This window comes from Sulfurospirillum arcachonense DSM 9755, from assembly GCF_000597725.1.
In the GTDB taxonomy this organism is placed as follows: Bacteria; Campylobacterota; Campylobacteria; order Campylobacterales; family Sulfurospirillaceae; genus Sulfurospirillum_A; species Sulfurospirillum_A arcachonense.
In genome coordinates this window covers 98,790-119,369 of record NZ_JFBL01000005.1, presented here as the reverse complement: position 1 = coordinate 119,369, position 20,580 = coordinate 98,790, and the positions used below count along the sequence as shown (strand labels likewise).

Annotated in this window: 18 protein-coding genes; 15 read left to right on the top strand and 3 right to left on the bottom strand. The window is 30.6% G+C overall.

The genetic code is table 11. The features are described 5' to 3' along the window. The first annotated feature begins 64 nt into the window (after positions 1 to 64). The 3 genes from hisF to rlmN are packed head-to-tail and all read left to right on the top strand — an operon-like array spanning position 65 to position 2,440. Positions 65 to 823 (top strand): imidazole glycerol phosphate synthase subunit HisF, encoded by a 759-nt coding sequence (gene hisF, locus K354_RS0105655; RefSeq protein ID WP_024954532.1) that lies wholly within the window; start codon positions 65 to 67, stop codon positions 821 to 823. After that, the gene (locus K354_RS0105650) at positions 823 to 1,368 is read left to right on the top strand and encodes a phosphorylase family protein (protein WP_024954531.1); all 546 of its coding nucleotides are present in this window, start codon (positions 823 to 825) and stop codon (positions 1,366 to 1,368) included. The genes hisF and K354_RS0105650 overlap by 1 nt, the downstream gene beginning before the upstream one ends. Further along, positions 1,355 to 2,440, top strand: coding sequence for a dual-specificity RNA methyltransferase RlmN (gene rlmN / locus K354_RS0105645; protein WP_024954530.1), 1,086 nt, complete (start codon positions 1,355 to 1,357; stop codon positions 2,438 to 2,440). Before K354_RS0105650 ends, rlmN begins: the two co-directional genes overlap by 14 nt. 104 nt (positions 2,441 to 2,544) lie before the next feature. Here rlmN and K354_RS0105635 read toward each other — a convergent pair whose 3' ends face one another. Continuing rightward, a complete protein-coding gene (locus K354_RS0105635) occupies positions 2,545 to 3,156 on the bottom strand; it encodes a fumarylacetoacetate hydrolase family protein (RefSeq protein ID WP_024954529.1) in 612 nt (203 codons plus the stop codon). Further along, the gene (locus K354_RS0105630) at positions 3,137 to 4,042 is read right to left on the bottom strand and encodes an RluA family pseudouridine synthase (protein WP_024954528.1); all 906 of its coding nucleotides are present in this window, start codon (positions 4,040 to 4,042) and stop codon (positions 3,137 to 3,139) included. The genes K354_RS0105635 and K354_RS0105630 overlap by 20 nt, the downstream gene beginning before the upstream one ends. Before the next feature lie 91 nt (positions 4,043 to 4,133). Here K354_RS0105630 and purB point away from each other — a divergent pair, with 91 nt between their 5' ends. The 9 genes from purB (at position 4,134) to K354_RS0105585 (ending at position 14,280) form a co-directional block, all read left to right on the top strand. Then, positions 4,134 to 5,462 carry an adenylosuccinate lyase gene (gene purB / locus K354_RS0105625; protein ID WP_024954527.1) on the top strand — a complete coding sequence of 443 codons (1,329 nt, stop codon included), beginning with the start codon at positions 4,134 to 4,136 and terminating at the stop codon, positions 5,460 to 5,462. Positions 5,463 to 5,481: 19 nt separating this feature from the next. Continuing rightward, positions 5,482 to 7,848, top strand: a complete 2,367-nt coding sequence (locus K354_RS0105620; RefSeq protein ID WP_037940317.1) for a ribonucleoside-diphosphate reductase subunit alpha — start codon at positions 5,482 to 5,484, stop codon at positions 7,846 to 7,848. A gap of 25 nt (positions 7,849 to 7,873) precedes the next feature. After that, a complete protein-coding gene (locus K354_RS0105615) occupies positions 7,874 to 8,464 on the top strand; it encodes a LysE family translocator (protein WP_024954525.1) in 591 nt (196 codons plus the stop codon). A gap of 144 nt (positions 8,465 to 8,608) precedes the next feature. Beyond that, positions 8,609 to 9,589: a YhdH/YhfP family quinone oxidoreductase gene (locus tag K354_RS0105610; RefSeq protein ID WP_024954524.1), complete on the top strand. Its 981-nt coding sequence runs from the start codon at positions 8,609 to 8,611 to the stop codon at positions 9,587 to 9,589. Between the two features lie 58 nt (positions 9,590 to 9,647). Further along, the gene (locus tag K354_RS0105605; RefSeq protein ID WP_024954523.1) at positions 9,648 to 10,415 is read left to right on the top strand and encodes an AraC family transcriptional regulator; all 768 of its coding nucleotides are present in this window, start codon (positions 9,648 to 9,650) and stop codon (positions 10,413 to 10,415) included. After that, positions 10,412 to 11,110 carry an aspartate/glutamate racemase family protein gene (locus K354_RS0105600; protein ID WP_024954522.1) on the top strand — a complete coding sequence of 233 codons (699 nt, stop codon included), beginning with the start codon at positions 10,412 to 10,414 and terminating at the stop codon, positions 11,108 to 11,110. Before K354_RS0105605 ends, K354_RS0105600 begins: the two co-directional genes overlap by 4 nt. A 237-nt stretch (positions 11,111 to 11,347) precedes the next feature. After that, a complete protein-coding gene (locus K354_RS0105595; protein WP_024954521.1) occupies positions 11,348 to 13,456 on the top strand; it encodes a ribonucleoside triphosphate reductase in 2,109 nt (702 codons plus the stop codon). After that, positions 13,449 to 13,610, top strand: coding sequence for an anaerobic ribonucleoside-triphosphate reductase (gene nrdD, locus K354_RS15330; RefSeq protein WP_024954520.1), 162 nt, complete (start codon positions 13,449 to 13,451; stop codon positions 13,608 to 13,610). The genes K354_RS0105595 and nrdD overlap by 8 nt, the downstream gene beginning before the upstream one ends. Beyond that, positions 13,588 to 14,280 (top strand): anaerobic ribonucleoside-triphosphate reductase activating protein, encoded by a 693-nt coding sequence (locus K354_RS0105585; RefSeq protein WP_024954519.1) that lies wholly within the window; start codon positions 13,588 to 13,590, stop codon positions 14,278 to 14,280. Before nrdD ends, K354_RS0105585 begins: the two co-directional genes overlap by 23 nt. A gap of 9 nt (positions 14,281 to 14,289) precedes the next feature. Here the strand turns inward: K354_RS0105585 and K354_RS0105580 are convergent, their stop codons facing one another. Continuing rightward, complete coding sequence (locus K354_RS0105580; RefSeq protein WP_169733421.1) at positions 14,290 to 14,883, bottom strand: TetR/AcrR family transcriptional regulator; 594 nt, start codon at positions 14,881 to 14,883, stop codon at positions 14,290 to 14,292. 73 nt (positions 14,884 to 14,956) lie between these two features. Here K354_RS0105580 and K354_RS0105575 point away from each other — a divergent pair, with 73 nt between their 5' ends. From K354_RS0105575 to K354_RS0105565, 3 genes are read left to right on the top strand one after another with little or no spacing between them, the layout of a single operon-like run. Continuing rightward, entirely contained in the window at positions 14,957 to 16,315 is a 1,359-nt protein-coding gene (locus tag K354_RS0105575; protein ID WP_024954517.1) for a TolC family protein, read from the top strand. Further along, positions 16,302 to 17,429, top strand: coding sequence for an efflux RND transporter periplasmic adaptor subunit (locus K354_RS0105570; protein WP_024954516.1), 1,128 nt, complete (start codon positions 16,302 to 16,304; stop codon positions 17,427 to 17,429). Before K354_RS0105575 ends, K354_RS0105570 begins: the two co-directional genes overlap by 14 nt. Then, on the top strand, positions 17,429 to 20,518 hold the full coding sequence (locus K354_RS0105565; RefSeq protein ID WP_024954515.1) for an efflux RND transporter permease subunit: 3,090 nt from the start codon (positions 17,429 to 17,431) through the stop codon (positions 20,516 to 20,518). Before K354_RS0105570 ends, K354_RS0105565 begins: the two co-directional genes overlap by 1 nt. The last annotated feature ends 62 nt before the right edge of the window (positions 20,519 to 20,580 follow it).

The following is a 20,580-nucleotide window of genomic DNA, read 5'->3' as shown; positions in this document are numbered from 1 at the left end:
CGTATTTTCAGCATATATTTTGGGGCTATTTTGTATAATCTAGAAAACTATAAAAGAGACTTTAATGGACTATTTTGCTAAACGTATTATTCCTTGTTTGGATGTTAAAGATGGACGTGTTGTTAAGGGTGTAAACTTTGTTGGACTAAAAGATGCTGGAAACCCTGTAGAAGTAGCAAAACGCTATAACGAAGAGGGTGCAGATGAAATTACTTTCTTGGATATCACTGCAACTCATGAAGATAGAGATACTATGGTTGATATGGTAAGAGAAGTTGCAAAAGAAGTTTTTATACCCTTAACTGTTGGTGGAGGAATAAAAACTTTAGAAGATATTTACAAACTTTTAAATGTAGGCTGTGACAAAATAAGTATTAACTCTTACGCTATAAAAAATCCTGATTTTATCAATGAATCCTCACAACGTTTTGGTTCACAGTGTATTGTTGTAGCAATTGATGCTAAAAAAACAGGTGACAGCTGGAATGTTTATGTAAATGGTGGACGTATAGATACTGGACTTGATGCACTCCAATGGGCCAAAGAGGTTCAGACAAGAGGTGCAGGTGAAATACTTTTAACATCCATGGATTGTGATGGTGTAAAAAATGGTTATGACATAGAACTTACTTCTAAAATGAGTCGCATGCTAGATATCCCTGTTATTGCAAGTGGTGGAGCTGGAACCATGGAACATATCAAAGAAGCATTTCAAAACGATGCTGACGCTGCCCTTGCTGCTTCAATTTTTCACTTTAAAGAGATAGATATTATGGATTTAAAACGTTATCTCAAAAGTGAAAATATTCCTGTGAGGTTATAATGATAGTTTGTGCGGGTAGAAATGAAGTTTTTGATTTTGCTCATCCTATTGGAGTAGGGCTTATAGAAAGTACTATGAACTTAACAAGACTTGCACTCTTTGATAAACCTGATTTTTTACTTTTTATTGGTAGTGCTGGAAGCTATGGTAAGCACAAAATATTTGATATTATACACTCTAAAACTGCTGCAAATATAGAACTTGGTTTTTTAGACAATAAGTGTTATACTCCTTTAAAAAATGTAATTTCATCAGAAGAAAATCAAAATGTTCCACGTGAAACATTAAATATAGTTAACTCAAGTAACTACATTACAACCGATAATGTTAGCTCTAAAAAGTTTCTAAAACTAGGACTTGAGTTAGAAAATATGGAGTTTTTTGCATTATTAAATGTTGCAAAAGAGTACGATATACCAGTAGCTGGTATATTTATAGTTACTAACTACTGTGATGAAAATGCACATAAAGATTTTATAAAAAACCACTCAAAAGCAAAAGAGTTACTAACAAAATACATGAAAGAATATAATGGAAAAAGTTAATATTTTAGATTTTTCAAAAGAGGAATTAGCAAAAAAAATAAAACCCTCTTTTAGAGCAAAACAGATTTATCAATGGATATATCATAAGTACATAAACTCTTTTGAAGAGATGAAAAATCTACCCAAAGACATGAGAGAAAATCTAGAAAAAAACTATATTTTAAATCCTCTAAAATTTGTAAAAGTTGAAGTTAGTAGTGATGAAAGTAAAAAATATCTTTTTGCTTTACATGATGGTTACACAGTTGAAGCAGTACTTCTACCAATGAAAAAAGAAGAAATTGATGAAAAGGGGAAACTAGTTCATCATACAAAATATACTATTTGTATTTCTTCACAAGTGGGATGTAAAATAGGTTGTAGTTTTTGTCTAACAGCAAAAGAGGGGTTTAAAAGGAATCTTACGCCTGGTGAAATTACAGCACAAGTACTAGAAATCAAAAAAGACAACAACATTGCACAAGAGCGTAGAGTTAATATTGTTTATATGGGGATGGGTGAACCACTTGATAATCTTGATAATGTTGCAAAAGCAGTCAAAATATTTGCTGATCTTGATGGTTTATGTATATCACCTAGACGTCAAACTATTTCTACAAGTGGCCTCAGTAATCAAATAGCAAAGTTAGGAAAAATGGACTTAGGCATTCTTTTAGCCATTTCTTTACATGCTGTTGATGATGAACTGCGTCAAAAACTTATGCCAATTAACAAAGCTTATAATATAGAATCTATTATTAATGCAGTAAAAGCTTTTCCAATCGATACAAGAAAAAGAGTTATGTTTGAATATCTTGTGATGCAAAATGTAAATGATGATATCAAAAGTGCTAAAAAATTAGTCAAACTTTTACATGGAATAAAATCAAAAGTAAATTTGATCTATTTTAATCCACACATTGGAAGTGAGTTTCAAAGACCTTCACGTAATAGTGTCGTTGCTTTTCAACAATACCTTGTAGACCATGGTGTTCTTTGTACGATTAGACAGTCCAAAGGATTAGATATAAGTGCTGCTTGTGGACAATTAAAAGAAAAAACAGATAAGGAATTACAAAATGACAATTCTTGATTGGAGCCAAGTTATATTCTTGGCTATTGTTGTTATAGTTGGAATTGGAGGAATGTATAAAGTTCTTTTTATGGACAAGGATAAATAGTCTTTACATGTAAAGACTATTTTGCAATCCACTTTTTTTCTACAAGTAATGTATTTTCAAAGAAAATCTGACCTAGAAACTTATCGCCACTATTGACAATGCCAACTCCTTTGGGAGTTCCACTCATAACTATATCTCCATCTTCTAAAGTAGAAAAACTTATTATCTCTTGTATCATCTCCTTTGGTTTATAAAGCATATGTGTAACTGAGCCATCTTGAATAAGTTTATCATTGATAAAAAGCTTTACATGTAAAGAGTTTACATCATCATCAAACTTAACAAAATCACTAAAAACAGTAGCACCATCAAATGCTTTTGCTCTTTCCCAAGGAAGACCTTTTTCTTTGAGTTTACTCTGTATCCCTCTTTTAGTTAAGTCTAACCCAAAACCAACTCCTGCTATTTTATTTGATTCCATTAAAAAAGATATTTCACCTTCATAATGGATTGGTTCTTCTTTACATGTAGAGAGTTCAAAACTTATCGATGAGTTTGGTTTCATAAAAATCACCATAGAAGAGGGTATCTCATTGTCTAACTCTTTTATATGTTCAACATAGTTTCGTCCTATACAAACTATTTTACTTGGTGTTATTTTTTTAGAATTAAAATTTACAGTTATCATAAAACTCCTTTTTTATATCAACTTTTGAAACTATATCATACTTTATATCTTTATATTCAAATGCTATTCTATTAGCATGAAGTAATAACCTTTTTGACTTAGTAAGATTAAGTACTTCTTCATCTATTTTTCCATCTAAATAGTCCCCAGCTAACTCTTCATCTAAACCATACAAAGTATCACCAATAATAAAATGTTCCACGTGAAACAAATGTGCTCTTATTTGATGTTGTCTTCCCGTTTGAGGAATTGCTTTTACTAAAGTAACATTGTTTTTTTTATCATACTCTATTGGTTCTATTTTTGTAAAAGAGTCTTTCCCACTCTCATGGACATGCACTTTAATCCTGATTTTAGATTCAGGTAAATCAGTAAGTAGTTTCTCTTTGATTTCAAGACTCTCTTTGACTTCACCATTTACTAAAGCAATATACTCTTTATATACTTCTTTATCTTCAAAAAGTTGTTTGAGTTCTGCTTCACTTTTTTTATCTTTACTCACAAGGACTAAACCACTTGTTCCTTTGTCGATTCTATGTGCAGCATTTGCATCTTTACCAAAAAGATATTTTATATCATCATTAAGAGTTTGTATCTCTTCTCTTTTTCTAGGATGAATAAGTATGCCGCTTGGTTTATCAAAAACAGCAAAATCTTCTGTTTCAAAAACTGGTTGTAATCCTAAAGGATTTGGTTGAAAAACTACAACTTCAATCTCTCCTTGTATCTCTCCACTTTTTTCTTCTAACACATTACCATTAACTAATACTCTTTTTCTATCCACAGTTCGCTGTGCTTCATGAATACTAATACCTAACTCATCCATTAAAACTTTAAATGTTTTTTTTAGTTCTTTTTGAAAAAACTTTTTCGTGACATACGCCAAAATTAACCTTTTTATAACCATCAATTAGATAAAATAAATATACTTAAATACTTCATATTTTAGCATAAATCAATAATAAGGTAGTTACATAATGGTAGAGCGTTACGCAAGAGAAGAGATGACTCAACATTGGACACAAGAAGCAAGATATCAAGCATGGCTAGATGTAGAAAAAGCTGCTGTGAAAGCTTGGAATAGAATCGGACTAATTCCTGATGAAGATTGTAAAAAGATTGTAGAAAATGCTGGTTTTTCAGTTGCGAGAATCGAAGAGATTGAAGCAGTAACAAAACATGACTTGATTGCATTTAATACTAGTGTATCAGAAACACTTGGTGAAGAATCAAGATGGTTTCATTATGGTATGACAAGTTCAGATGCAGTTGATACTGGTGTAGCACTTCAAATGAAACACTCTTTAGAGATAATTATAGCTGATACTAAAATGCTAATGGAATCTATCAAAAAAAGAGCGATAGAACATAAACTTACACTTATGGTCGGAAGAAGTCATGGTATCCATGGTGAGCCTATAACTTTTGGTTTAACTTTAGCTGTTTGGTATGATGAGATGGCTAGACATCTTAAAAACTTAGAAGAGACTATGGATGTTATTTGTGTAGGACAGATAAGTGGAGCTATGGGTAACTTTGCTCATGCACCACTTGAACTTGAAGAGTATGCAATGGAAGAGTTAGGGCTAAAACCGGCACCAGCTTCAAATCAAGTTATCCAAAGAGATAGATACGCTAGACTTGCAACTACTCTTGCTCTTCTTGCTTCTAGTATAGAAAAGTTTGCAGTTCAAGTAAGACACCTTCAACGTACAGAAGTTTATGAGTGTGAAGAGTTTTTTGCTAAAGGGCAAAAAGGAAGTTCCGCTATGCCTCATAAAAGAAATCCTATCTTAACAGAAAACATAACGGGACTTGCAAGAATGGTAAGAGCTTATGCAATGCCTGCAATGGAAAATGTTGCACTTTGGCATGAAAGAGATATAAGCCACAGCTCAACTGAAAGATTTTGGTTACCAGATGCATTTATCACAACAAACTTTATGTTACATAGAATGAACAATGTTATAGCAAACCTTACAGTAATGCCAGAAAATATGATGAAAAATCTAAACCTAACAGGTGGATTAGTATTTTCTCAAAGAGTTCTTTTAGAACTTCCTCTTCAAGGAGTAAGTAGAGAAGATGCTTATAGAATTGTACAAAGAAATGCGATGAAAGTATGGGAAGAGATTCAACAAGGAAAACCAACGATCAATGAAAAAGGTGAAAGTCTCTATCTGAATCATTTGCTTAATGATTCAGAGTTAAGAGAAAAACTAAGCGAAGATAAAATAAGAGAATGCTTTAATTATGACTATTATACAAAAAATGTAGATAACATTTTTGCAAGAGTATTTATATAACCAAACTAGGAAAAACTGAATGATAACTGTACAAAAACGTAATGGTAGAACTGAAACACTAGATATTTCTAAAATACAAAAACATACAAGCAGAGCTGTCGAAGGCTTAGCTAATGTAAGTCAGAGTGAATTGGAAGTAGATGCGAAGATTCAGTTTCGTGATATGATAACCACTAAAGAGATTCAAACAACTCTTATAAAAACGGCTGTTGATAAAATAGATATAGATAGACCAAACTGGACATTTGTAGCAGCCCGTCTTTTTATGTATGATTTATATCATAGAGTAAATCAATTTAGTGGTTATGGAAAACTTAGTGAATACTTTGAAAAAGGTGAAAAAGAAGGACGTTTAGTTCTTGGTCTTAAAGAGAAGTATGACTTAGAAGATTTAGATGCGTATATCAAACCTGAACGTGATTTACAGTTTAACTATCTAGGTGTTAAAACTCTTTATGATAGATATCTTATTAAAGATAGAAAAGGGAACCCCATAGAGCTTCCACAGCACATGTTTATGGCTATAGCAATGTTCTTGGCCCAAAACGAGTTAAACTCTCAGGATTGGGCTAAAAAGTTTTATGATTTAATCTCTAAATTTGAAGTGATGCTTGCAACTCCTACTCTTTCAAATGCAAGAACACATAGACATCAACTCAGTTCTTGTTATATCGGAAGTACCCCTGATAATATAGAAGGTATTTTTGACTCATACAAAGAGATGTCACTTCTAAGTAAATTTGGTGGTGGAATTGGTTGGGATTGGAATCTAGTTCGTTCTATGGGTGGAAGTATCGATGGACATAAAAATGCAGCGGGAGGAATTATTCCGTTTTTAAAAATAACGAATGATATAGCCATTGCAGTTGATCAACTCGGAACAAGAAAAGGTGCGATTGCTGTTTATATTGAACCATGGCATATGGATATCCAAGACTTTTTAGATTTAAAAAAGAACTCTGGAGAAGAGAGACGTAGAACTCATGACCTTTTTCCTGCAATGTGGCTGAATGACCTCTTTATGGAAAGAGCTAGCAAAGATGAAATATGGACACTTTTTGATCCTTATGAAGTAAGTGATTTATCTTCACTTCATGGTGAAGCCTTTGAAAAAAGATACAAAGAGTATGAGAATGATCCGAGTATTGCTAAAGAAAGAATTCACGCAAAAGAGTTATGGAAAAAAATGCTTACAGAACTTTTTGAAACAGGAAATCCATTCCTTTGCTTTAAAGACAGTGCCAATAGAACTAATCCTAATGATCATACAGGAACTATTAGAAGCTCAAACCTTTGTACAGAAATATTTCAAAACACAGCGCCAAATCATTATAGAACAAAAATTATTTATGAAGATGGGACTGAAGATATCTTAGAAGAAGATACATTAGTAAAAACAGACAATGGCATTACAAAAGAATCTAAAAAAGTTACTGCTCTTGATACTATTAATGGTAAAAAAATCTTCATTGTTGAAAAAGATATGAGTGAAGGTAAAACGGCTGTTTGTAATTTAGCAAGTGTAAACCTTTCTAAAATCAATACTCAAGAAGATATTGAAAGAGTAGTACCAATAGCAATAAGAATGCTCGATAATGTTATTGATTTAAACTTTTACCCACATGCTAAAGTAAAACACACGAACCTCAAATCACGCTCCATTGGACTAGGTGTTATGGGAGAAGCTCAAATGCTAGCAGAAAACAAGCTAGAATGGGGTAGCTATGAACACTTTAGTAAAATAGATGAAATTATGGAGGCTATAAGTTACAACGCTATTCATGCATCATCTAAACTCGCTATAGAAAAAGGACAATATCCTGAATTTGATGGGTCTAAATGGAGTAAAGGAATTTTTCCAATAGATACAGCTAATGAGGAAGCAAAAAAACTCGTAGACCGTGGTGGACTTTTTGGCTACACTTACAATTGGGAAGAATTACGTGAATATGTAAAGAAAAATGGTATGAGAAATGGTTATCTTATGGCAATTGCACCTACAAGTTCAATCTCTATTTTAGTAGGAACAACTCAAGCTATTGAGCCAGTTTATAAAAGAAAATGGTTTGAAGAAAATCTTTCTGGCATGATACCTGTTGTAGTACCAAATCTAAGCCCTGATACTTGGAGTTTTTATACTCCTGCGTATGATTTAGATCAAAGATTACTAATAAAAGCTGGAGCAATTAGACAAAAATGGATAGATCAAGGTCAAAGCCTTAATATATTTATGACTTTAGATAAAGCAAGTGGTAAAGTTCTAAATGATATCTATATGCTTGGTTGGAAATTAGGAATTAAATCAACATATTATCTAAGAAGTCAATCACCAGAAAACAAAATTGATGTCGCAGATAGAAGTATAGAGTGTGATAGTTGTCAGTAAGCACCTAACATAGGAAAAATAAATAATGAATATGGAAACGATTTTATCTTGTGTCATAACTTTGCTTCCTATTACAATAAGCCCAGGTCCAGCAAATATTTTATTTGCTGCATCTGGTAGTTCTTTTGGAATTAAAAACTCCCTACCTTTTTGGTTAAGTACAAATAGTGTTTGTATACTACAGACATTATCAATTGGATTTGGACTTGATTTTATTCTTAAAAATTATCCCCATACTATAGAAATTATTCATTATATTGGTGTTGCTTTTTTATTATACTTAGCTTTTAAATTTTATAACCTCTCTATATCTTCAAAAGACGATATAAAACCTTTAACGTTTACGGATGGTTTGGTTGTAGAGTTTTTAAATGTTAAATACTTAATAATACCTACTATAATGTTTTCACAATTTTACCAACCAACAGATGGTTATTCTCAAATAATACTATTAAGCATACTTCTAGCAGTCTTAACTATGACAAGCAATATAATTTGGATAATAGGAGGAAAAAGTCTAGCTCTTTTTGTATCACAAAAAAATATGCAAAAAAAGCAAGGTATAATTTTTGGTTCACTACTCTTAATAACAGCTATCTGGTTAGCAATAAATTAATATTAATCTAATAGCTCTTCTAATGATATATAAAAAGTCATTTTGCTTCTAAACTATACAAAAGTAATAATTATTAGTCACTCTCTATGCATAATACATCTTATTAAATATTTTCTGATAGAATAATAAAAAAAGGACATTTAAATGAAATATAAAGCTTTACATGTAGAAGAAAAAGATGGCCGATTTACTAAAGAGATACAAGAACTAGATCTTGTAAAACTAGATAAAAACGATATTCTTATTCGAGTAAAATATAGTGCTTTAAATTTTAAAGATGCTCTCAGTGCTATTGGAAATAAAGGAATTACAAGAGAGTATCCCCACACTCCTGGAATTGATGGAGCTGGAATAGTTGAGCGTAGTAATACTAAAGAGTTTAAAGTAGGTGATGAAGTCATAGTCACTAGTTTTGATTTAGGGATGAATACCAATGGTGCTTTTAGTCAGTATATATCTGTACCAAAAGAGTGGGTCATTCCTCTTCCAAAAACTCTTAGTTTAAAAGAAGCTGTTGCTATAGGAACAGCTGGTTTGACTGCTGCGATTGGTACTTATAAACTTTTAGCAAATGGACAAATAAAAGGCAATAAAATATTAGTAAGTGGTGCAACTGGAGCAGTTGGTAGTTTTAGTGTAAAACTATTGTCATCTCTTGGTTTTGAAGTTACTGCTTTAAGTAGCAAAGCTGATAAACAAGAGTTTTTAACTTCTATTGGAGCAAAAAATATCCTTTTAAAAGAAGATTTTGAAACACATGAGAAAAAACCTTTATTAAAACCAAAATTTGATGGGGCAATAGATGTTGTAGGAGGGGAGTTACTAGAAAACTTACTCAAACAAATCAAACCGGAGGGAAGTGTAGCTATATGTGGACTTGTAAGCTCGGCTCAACTTAACACGACTGTTTTTCCTTTCATTCTTAGAGGTATAAATCTTTTAGGAATAAATTCTGCTGAACTCCAACAAGAAAAAAGAAATCAACTTTGGCAATTATTAGCAAATGAATGGAAAATAGACTTAAGTGATATAATGCATGAACACAGTTTAGAAGAACTCCCTTCTCTCATTGATAAAATGCTTACTGGACAAAGTTCAGGAAGAGCTATTATAACAATAAATTAGCAATTTTTTTCTATTTTATTATTTATCTTTTTGCTATAATATTGAAAAAGGAGTAGATGTGGATATTGCTATGCCAAGCTTATTAGAAGCATCATTTGAAAATAAAACATTTGCTCCACATTTTCACGACGAATACTCTATTGCCCTTATCACATCAGGTAATCACAACTTTACATGTAACAAAACTGAATTTCATGCTTCTTCAGGAGATATTAGGCTCATTAATCCTGGTGACATACATGTTTGCAAGAGTAAAACTTGGGGTTATATTACATTTACTCCTGATGCAAACTTTGTAGAAACATTTAGCCAATCTTGCCAAAAAGAGTTACACAATATCTCTTTCACCAATCCTGTTATTCATAACAAAAAACTTACGAAACTTTTTATTGATTTAAATAGTGCTAAAAAAGAGTGGCAAGATAATCTAATGGCTGAAAATATTCTTGAAGAACTTATTGTAAATCTTATTTCATCATACTCAAACAATGAAATTAAAAACAATCAAATAAGTTACTCTAAAAAAAGATTAGCTGAGTCAATAGAGTATATGCAAAACCACTACAATGAAAATTTAACTTTGGAAGAGTTAGCAAAACTCACAGGACTGAGTAAATACCACTTTTTGAGAAAATTTAAAGAGCAGTACAACATGACTCCTCATGCCTATCTATTGCAAATTCGTATACAAAATGCAAAAAATATGTTACGTGACAAAAGAACCCTTACCGATATTGCTTTTTCATGTGGATTTAGTGATCAATCACATTTTACAAGAGTTTTTAACAAAATATTTGGCATGAGCCCAGGTAAATTGATAACATGAAAACCATAGGATTACTAGGTGGCATGAGTTGGGAGTCAACGCTAAGTTACTACAAACTTTTAAATGAAGGCGTACGAGATGCTCTTGGTGGAGTTCACAGCGCTAAAATCATTATGCACTCTGTTGATTTTGCGCAGATTGAAGAACTTCAAAGTCAAAACAGATGGGATGAAGCAGGCAAAATTTTAAATAAACATGCCAAAGCACTCGAACTTGGTGGTGCAGATTTTATCTTGATTTGTACAAATACCATGCATAAAATAGTAGATCAAATATCTTTACATGTAAACATACCCATCATACATATTGCTAAAGCAGCATCTGAAAAATTAAATGAAGAAAATTGTAAAAAAACAATCCTTTTAGGAACTAGATTTACCATGGCTGAAAATTTTTACAAAGAGATTATTGAACATAACAATATTAAAGTAATCACTCCTAATCAAGAAGATATGAAAGAGATAGACAGAATTATATTTGAAGAATTAGTTATGGGTAAAATTTTACAAGAATCTAAAGAAAAATACATCAATATTATTGAAAAATTATATTCTGATGACAACAAAATAGACTCTGTAATATTAGGATGTACCGAAATCGGTCTACTAATCAAAAAAAGTGACATAAATTTTAAAATCTTTGATACAACTTCTTTACATGTAAACAAAGCACTTCAACTCGCACTTCAAAAATAATTAAAAATAATATTAATTTATTACTTATAAAATTTATTTAATTTTTATATTTAATATAATAAACATATATTTCTTTAAAAATACTATAATACAATACTTTAAGTCCTTAAGATAAAAAAGAAATTTTACTCTTTTTTTATATGTGACAAAAGAATAATACTTTTATCATTAAGTTTCAGTTTACATTTCATAGAGTATAATCCTGATTGAATAAGAGTTTACATTGACAGGAATATTATGCTAACAAAACTACTCAAAAGAGATGGGACAACAGAAGACTTTCATGCTTACAAAATTGAAGATGCTATCAAAAAAGCATTTAAAAGTGTAAGAGTAACATATGATGAAAGTGTATTTAAAAATTTGACTGAAACACTGAATGCAAAAAGAATTGCAGCAGTTGAAGATATCCAAGATTTAATAGAACAAGAGTTATATAAAGCTAGATATTTTGATGTAATGCGTTCTTTTATGATTTACCGTCATACTCACAAAATGCAAAGAGAACACATTGCTGGACTCAATGAAGATACAACTTTTGTAAACTCTACACAAACAATCGAAGAGTATATTGGAAAAAGTGACTGGAGAATCAAAGCAAACTCAAATACTGGTTACTCAAATGCTGGACTTGTTAATAATACAGCAGGAAAAGTAATAGCAAACTACTGGTTAGATAAAATCTACTCAAAAGAAGAAGGATTTGCGCATAGGAATGGTGATTACCATATCCATGACTTAGACTGTTTAACAGCATATTGTGCTGGATGGAGCCTAAGAGCTTTACTCAATGAGGGTTTTAATGGAGTAAGAGGAAGAGTAGAATCTCGCCCACCACAACACTTTAGAGAAGCACTAGGACAAATGGCTAACTTTTTAGGAATACTTCAAAGTGAATGGGCTGGAGCACAAGCTTTTAGTTCATTTGATACGTATCTAGCACCATTTGTATTTAAAGATAACTTACCATACAAAGAAGTAAAAAAAGCTATTAGAAGTTTTATATATAATCTAAATGTACCAGCTCGTTGGGGACAAAGCCCATTTACAAATATTACAATTGACTGGACGGTTCCTAGCGATTTAGCAGATCAAACTCCTACATCAAGTGATATTCATCTGTTTAAGAACTTAGAGAGTAAAATTCTTTTAGAAGAAGCTAAAAAAAGAGGTGTTGACACACTTGAAAATATGACTTATAAGAACTTTCAAAAAGAGATGAATCTTATAAATAAAGCTTATTATGAAGTAATGACTGAAGGTGATAAAACAGGTCAGCCGTTTACTTTCCCTATACCAACAGTAAACCTTACAGAAGATTTTGACTGGTATGGAGAAAATACAGATTTACTTTTTGAAAATACTGCAAAAATAGGTTCATCATATTTTCAAAACTTTATTGGTAGCCAATACATGAGAGATGAAAATGGAAAACTTGTAGAAGATCCAAAAGCATATAAACCAGGTCATGTAAGAAGTATGTGTTGTCGTCTACAACTTGACCTTAGAGAACTTCTAAAACGTGGTGGTGGATTATTTGGTAGTGCAGAAATGACAGGTAGTATTGGTGTTGTTACTGTAAATATGGCCCGTCTTGGATATAATTTTAGAGGTGAAAAAGAGTTACTATTTAAACAAATTGAACGCCTTATGGATTTAGCAAAATCTACACTAGAGAAAAAACGTGTTTTTGTTCAAGAGATGTATGATAGAGGACTCTACCCTTATACTCAAAGATATTTACCAGGATTTGCTAATCATTTTTCTACTATTGGTATCAATGGTGTAAATGAGATGATAAGAAACTTCACTGAAGATAAACACAATATTGCAGATGAATTTGGAATGAAATTTGCTGATGAAGTAATAGAGTTTATGAGAATGAAAATGGTCCAATACCAAGAAGAAACTGGTAACTTATATAACTTAGAAGCTACTCCTGCAGAAGGAACTACTTATCGTTTTGCAAAAGAAGATAAAAAGAGATATCCTGAAATTTTACAAGCTGGAGAAGGTGATAATATATACTATACCAACTCTTCTCAACTACCAGCTGATTACACATCTGATCCTTTTGAGGCATTAGATTTACAAGATGATTTACAGTGTGCATATACTGGAGGAACCGTTTTACATCTTTATATGAAAGAGAGAATCAGTTCAAGTGAAGCTTGTAGAAAAATGATAAAAAATGTAATAACAAATTATAGAATGCCTTACCTAACTATAACACCAGTTTTTTCAGTATGTGAAAAACATGGTTATATAAGTGGCGAGCATGAATTTTGTCCAAAATGTGATGAAGAATTAATTTTAAATTATGAAAAGGAGATGGAAGATGAGTAGAGAAGCGATGTTAAAAAAATTAGAAGCAAAAAGAACAAAATGTATTGTTTATACTAGAGTTATGGGTTATCATAGACCAGTTGAAAGCTTTAATGTTGGCAAAACTGGAGAACATAAAGAAAGAGTGAAATTTGTCGAAAACATTTCTTGCTAAGAAATCTGTTTACGATATAACTAAATTTACCACGCTAGATTTCAAAGACCATTTAGCGTGCATAATTTGGTTTGCAAAATGTAATATGAGATGCTCGTACTGCTACAATAGTAAAATTGTAGATGGTGAGGGCACCTTATCCAACGAAGAAGTACTTGAGTTTTTAAAATCACGTATAGGTAAACTTGATGGTGTTGTTTTAAGTGGTGGAGAATGTACGCTTAATCCTGATATTGTTGATTTATGTGATGAAATTAAAGACTTAGGTTACGAAATAAAAATAGACACTAATGGGCTTAAACCAAATGTTTTAAAAGAGTTGATTAATCTCTCTTTAGTAGATTTTATAGCATTAGATTATAAAGCTCCTTCTTCAAAATTTGAACAAATTACAAAAAACAATCAAATTGAAAATTTTTATCAAACACTTGATATGTTAATAGACAAAAAATTTCCTTTTGAAGTACGAACTACAGTACATCACGAACTTCTTAATGAAGAAAATATAAATGAAATCATATTTGATTTAAACAAAAGAAAATACACTGGAACTTACTATTTACAAAACTATTTACATGTAGATGATACTATTGAAAAACTTTCACAAAATTCACCTTCTATAAATAAAAGCTTACTATCAGATACTTTACCTATAGAATTTAGAAATTAACCAAAAAATTTATTTTTTAATCAATATTAATAATACTCTAATATACTCTTTTAATTCTTTTGCCAAATGAAACTCTTTTAAAGCAAAAGAATGCAATAACATACCCTCAGCTGTGATAATTAAAGGACTGGTTAACGCAAGAGCCTCAAATCGTATTTGTTTGTTTTCAATAGCTTCTTTAAAAACACTTTGTAAAACGTTGTGCATCTTTTTGCTTATTTCGTTTTCAAAATTTTGCATTTTTTCATTCTTATAGTCAGAATAAAGATATAAAAATTCTTTAAATATCTCTTGAAATTTTAAAGTTTCTTCATCCTCCTTTAAATAAAAAGCAAAAATTCTCTCTAATTTTTCTTCAAATGTTTTTAAAGAATATAAATCTTTTTCTATCTCTTTTAAATCTTCTATTGCTATATAATAATATACTTCATATAAAAGCTCATCCTTAGATTTAAAATAATGATATAAAGAACTTTTTCCAATTTTAAAGTACTTTATAAAAGCTGCTGTAGAAAAATTTTTAATACCAAATTTTTCTACAAATAAAAGTGTTTTTTCTATTAATTCTTCTTTTTTTGCATCACGTTTTGTAAGTTCACTCATTAAAATACCTTTGTGGACTTTTGGTCCAGTTTGTGATATTATTATACAATAATTTCCTTTAAGGTCATAAAAAGTGAAGTACATTACAATCTTTTTTTTACTATTTTGTACAGGATGTACAACATTTGAGCAGCATAAAAAAATCATACCAAATACAATAGAGCAAAAAAGATTTATGCAAAAATCTAAGATGAAAAAACTAAATCTTTCTTATGAAGCTAAAAATTTAATACATGAAATAAATATACATAACTTCACGTTAAAATCTCTAGAACAATCAATTCAAAGCTATCTTGCGCTCACTAAAACAGAACAATCTAGAAATAAACCAAAAATTTCTGCTGAAATTTCCAACACCACATCTTTAGAAAAAAATACTTATAAACAAAAAACAAAAAATCTTAGTCTTGGATTATCCCTAAACTGGACACTCGATATTTTTGGAAAAATAGCTGACGAAATCAAAGCTACTCAATTAGAATATAAACAAGCTAAACTTCACTATATACATACGAAAAGAGAATTATTTGCTGAAGCATTAGGATTACATACTGATTTAATTTACTATGACAATGCACTTAAAAATAATTTAGAACAAAAAGATATACTAAAAATACTTTATTCATCTCAAAAAGAAGCTTATATCAAAGGTTTAACTGCATTTAGAGAATATATGGAAGCAAAAACTGCTTTTGAAAAAATCAATCATCAAACAGAAGCTTTACATGTAGAATACATGCAAGTACTCTATGCCCTTAATATTTTACGAGGAAGTGATCCTAAAAAAAAGCTTTCTCTTAAACAATATCCTCTTAGTAAAATAACTCTTAATGAAGAATTTACAATAAATGCAACAGATTTAAATCAACGTGCAGATTTACAAAGTAGCTTTTTAACAGTCAAAATACTACAAAACAAAGAGAGTGCTACCTATAAAGCACTTTTACCCCAAATTACACTATCTGGACAATATGCTACAACAGGACAAAAACTTAATGAACTTTTTAATGGCAATTTTATATGGCAATTTATTGGAGGTATTACGCAACCTATTTTTAATGCTGAGGAGTTAAACTCTTTGGCAAAATCAAAATCAAAAGAAGTACAAAGTAGTTATTTTAAATATCAAGAAAAAGTTTTAAATGCAATAAAAGAGATTGATGAAACACTTGCCCAAATCAACTTACTTAAAAAACAGAATAAAATATATCAGTCAGAACTCAATAATACAATAAAAAGTTTACACTCTCAAGAGAGAAAATATAAATCAATGCAAATTAATTTAAGTGAATATTTGGAAGAAAAACTCACATGGTTACAAATCAAGCAAAATTTAGAAAAAACAAATGCACAATATATAAAATTAAAAATAAAATTAGCTCTACTAGGTGGAATATTAGCTAAAGAGGAAATAAACAATGTTCAAAAATAAAAAGTTCTGGTTAATCATATCTGGAAGTATTTTATCATTTGTGATTGTAACAGTTATCTCTATGGAGAATACTACAGATATAACAAAAAAAGAAAAACATACATATACCAAACAAGTTACAATTGCCAATATTACACCTACATCACATCAAAGTTATGTCCAATCATTTGCAATAATTCAACCAAGGTGGTCAGCAAAAATCAAGTCTCAAGTAGATGGAGAGATAATAGAAGTTTCACCAAATGCATTGGAAGGTAACTGGGTATCAAAAGATGATGCATTAGCACAAATTGATCCAAAGCGTTATCAAGCTGAACTAGATGAGGCTAAACAACTTCTTTCACAAATGCAACTTGAATTAAAATTAGAACAAGAAAAAACTAAACAAATTCAAGCAGACTGGAGTAGATCAGGAATAAAAGAGAGTCCATCAGATATTTCCATGAATATCCCTCAACTAAAAGCTATAGAAGATAAAGTCGCTTATGCAAAAAGTAAAATGTTATATCAAGAAAACATGCTCAAACATACAACAATACAAGCTCCTTTTTCAGGTTATATTACTATAAGACAAATCAGTCCTGGTCAAAAAATATTAGAAGGAGAAGAACTATTTGAAATTATTGATAATAATCATCTTGATATTCATGTGAGCTTAGGAGAACAACAATGGAATTTATTAGATAAATCAATTTGGAAAAAACAAGCAGCAAATATTGTAAATGAAAATGATGAACTTTTGGCTCAAGCAAATATTGTACGAGGAGGAGGATATCTTGATTCTAAAACACACCAATACACTCTTTTTTTAGAAGTAATACAAAACCAAGTAAATCATTCGTTAAGCGGGCAATTTGTCCATGTGCAAATACCAGGTAAAATATTGGACAATGTGCTACAGATTCCTCAAAGTGCACTCACTCAAGAAGGTAATGTATGGTATATTGATAAAAAAAATCAATTACAAAAATATGCTACGCAAGCTCTTTTTTATAAAGGGGAATGGGCCTATGTTTATCCTCCTAAAGAGCTAAAAGAAGACACTATAAAAATAGCAATAAATCCTTTAAGCTCTTTTTTAATAGGTACAGTTGTTAAAGAGGTTAAGCATTAATGCATACAATGACACGTTATTTTATTTATAATCCAGTAGCTGCAAATTTATTGATGCTACTAATTCTTATCGGAGGGTATTTTACACTTTCAACTCTTCGTATTGAAGGCTTACCAAAAATTCCTGCTGACACTATAACCATTGAAACAAGTTTTTCTGGAGCTTCTGTTCAACAAATAGATGAGCAAATTACACAAAAACTTGAAAGAGCACTAGAAGGGCTAGATGGAGTTAAAGATATATGGTCAATTTCTACTAAAGAATTATCTAGTATAACCGTACAAAAAAGAGCAAATTACGATATTCAAAAACTTCTTGATAACATTCGCATCCGTATTGATAGTGTCGCATCACTTCCTCACAAAGCAGACCACTCTATTATAAAAGTAGATGACTTTGATTTTCCAGCCCTTTATATTCAAATGTATGGAGAATCACAAGATACCATCCAATTACTCTCAGAACGCTTAAGAAAAGAGTTGTTATCTCAACCAGAGATATCACATATAAAAACTTGGGGCAAACAAAAACATCAAATTCGTATAGAATTTATTCCAAGCAATCTAGAAAGATATAATTTAACTATCGATGATGTTTCTAAAATAATACAAAGTTCTTCTCTATTTTTTGAAACAGGAGAATTAAAAAGTGATAAGAAAAATATTATACTAAAAGCCGATGCTCAAGCTTATTATATAGCAGATTATATGGCTATACCTATTTTAGAATTTAAAGATGGAAGAACCATAACTTTAGGTGAAATAGCTCATGTAAGCAATTTTTATGAGAATGAAGGTATAGCAGTAAGATTCAACACCAAAAATACAGTAGGCATGGAAATTCTTATAGGAAGAACTGAAAATCTTTTAGTTATATCTGATGTTGTAAAAAAAGTTGTTAATAATTTTAATGCCCAATTACCAAATGGCATACAAACAAGTATTTGGGGGGATGCAAGTAATTATATAAAAAATCGTTTAAATCTCTTACGTAACAATGCTATTGTTGGTCTCTTTTTAGTAATTTTGATACTATCACTTTTTCTACATGTGAAGCTTGCTTTTTGGGTTGCTATGGGTATTCCTATCTCTATAGGAGGGACAATAACACTTATGGCTACATCATGGGTAGATTATTCATTAAATGATATTACGACTTTTGGTATGATTATCGCTCTTGGAATTTTAGTCGATGATGCTGTTGTGATAGGGGAGAGTATCTTTGAAGAACGCAAAACTTGTCATAATCCCCAAAAAGGAACATTAAAAGGTGTACAAAAAGTAGCAATAGCCACTATTTTTGGAACCTTAACAACTATAACTGCTTTTGCCCCAATGCTAACTATTGACAATGCTATGGGTAAACTTTTAGCTAGTTTTTCAGGTATCGTTATTTTAACATTACTTTTTTCTTTATTTGAAAGTAAATTTATCTTACCTTCACATCTAGCTCAAATTTCTTTAAATACAAAAAAAAATACTAACTTTATCAGTCATTTTTGGAACATTTTACAACAAAAAGCTCAAAATACACTTGAGTGGATAAAACATATACTTTATGTACCTTTACTATCATTCTCATTAACACATCGATATGCTGTTTTAGGAATATTTATCTCTATACTAATTTTATGTGGTGGACTTATAGCAAATGGTAAAATAAGGTCAGTTTTTTATCCTGAAATCCCTGGACAAATCATTACGATTAATTTAGAGATGGACAAACGTGCACCAAAAAATCTATTAAATACTCATGTAAAAAAAATAGAAAATGCAATTGAAGAGTTAAATCAGAACTATGCTTCAAAGTTAGATACTGATAGAAAATTAATTGAAAACTGCCTTATTGTAATAAATGATGCACAATCAGCTGAAGTTTACGCAGAACTTCTTCCAGAAAATCTTCGTAAAAATATAGAAACATTAAAAGTACTTGAAGCATGGAAGCATAAAATAGGGTATTTAGAAGGATCTCAAAGTATCAAATTTTCAGGGAGTGAAGAGATGGCTGGGGGATTCGAAATACGCTTATATAGTGAAAATACTCAAGATTTAAAATCCTCTGGTGAAGATGTAAAAAAGTTTCTAAGTAATATAAAAGGTGTCAGTAATATCCGAAGTTATATGTATGGAGGGAAGCCTCAATTACAACTTCAACTAAAACCTGAAGCAAAACATTTAGGATTCACTACAGAAACTTTGGCACAACAAATTGGACATCTTTTTGGTGGTGCAGAAGCACAAAAAATACAACGTGACAACCAAGAAATAAGAGTTATTGTAAAAAGTAAAGAGCAATCTAGAAAAAATATTAATGATCTTTTACATACCAGAGTAAAAAGTGACACTGGAGAATGGTATTCCCTGCTAAGAATTGCAAAAATAAAATCAGGATATACTTCTGAAATAATTGACCGTAGAAATTCCAAGCGTATCAATACAATTAAAGCATTTGTAGATAAAAGCTTTATCTCACCTTCAATAGTATCACAAAGCATCTTTACAGAATTAGCACCAAAACTTGCTAAAAAATATCCTAATGTACGTATTGCTAAAGGAGGCGAACTAGAAGAAATGGGTGAAGTCAAAAAAGAATTTGTTAAAGCACTATTAATAGCAATTATAGTTATTTATGTATTAATAGCAGTTCCTCTTAAATCATACTGGCAACCTTTTGTTATTCTTTCTGTTGTACCGTTTGGATTTATTGGAGCAGCATTTGGACATTTAATTATAAATCTACCTTTAAGTATTTTATCACTTTTTGGAATATTAGCTCTTACAGGTATTACTGTTAATGATTCTTTAGTGTTAGTGACTACATATAACCAAAGTAAAGAAAAAATACATACAACACTAGATGCCTTACAAGATGCCTCTCTAAAACGATTTAAAGCAATTTTTTTAACAACTATAACCACAGTAGCTGGTCTTACTCCTTTAATAATGGAAACTTCAGAACAAGCACAATATCTTATTCCTGCAGCAGTTTCTCTTGTATTTGGTGAAATATTTGCAACTTTAATTACACTTATAATAGTACCAATTCTACTTGCAATTTTAAATGATTTAAAAGAATATGTTTTATAAATAAAAACATAAATAAAACTTTTTAAGTCTGCTTTAGCTAAAATATTCTATAAAAAGTATAA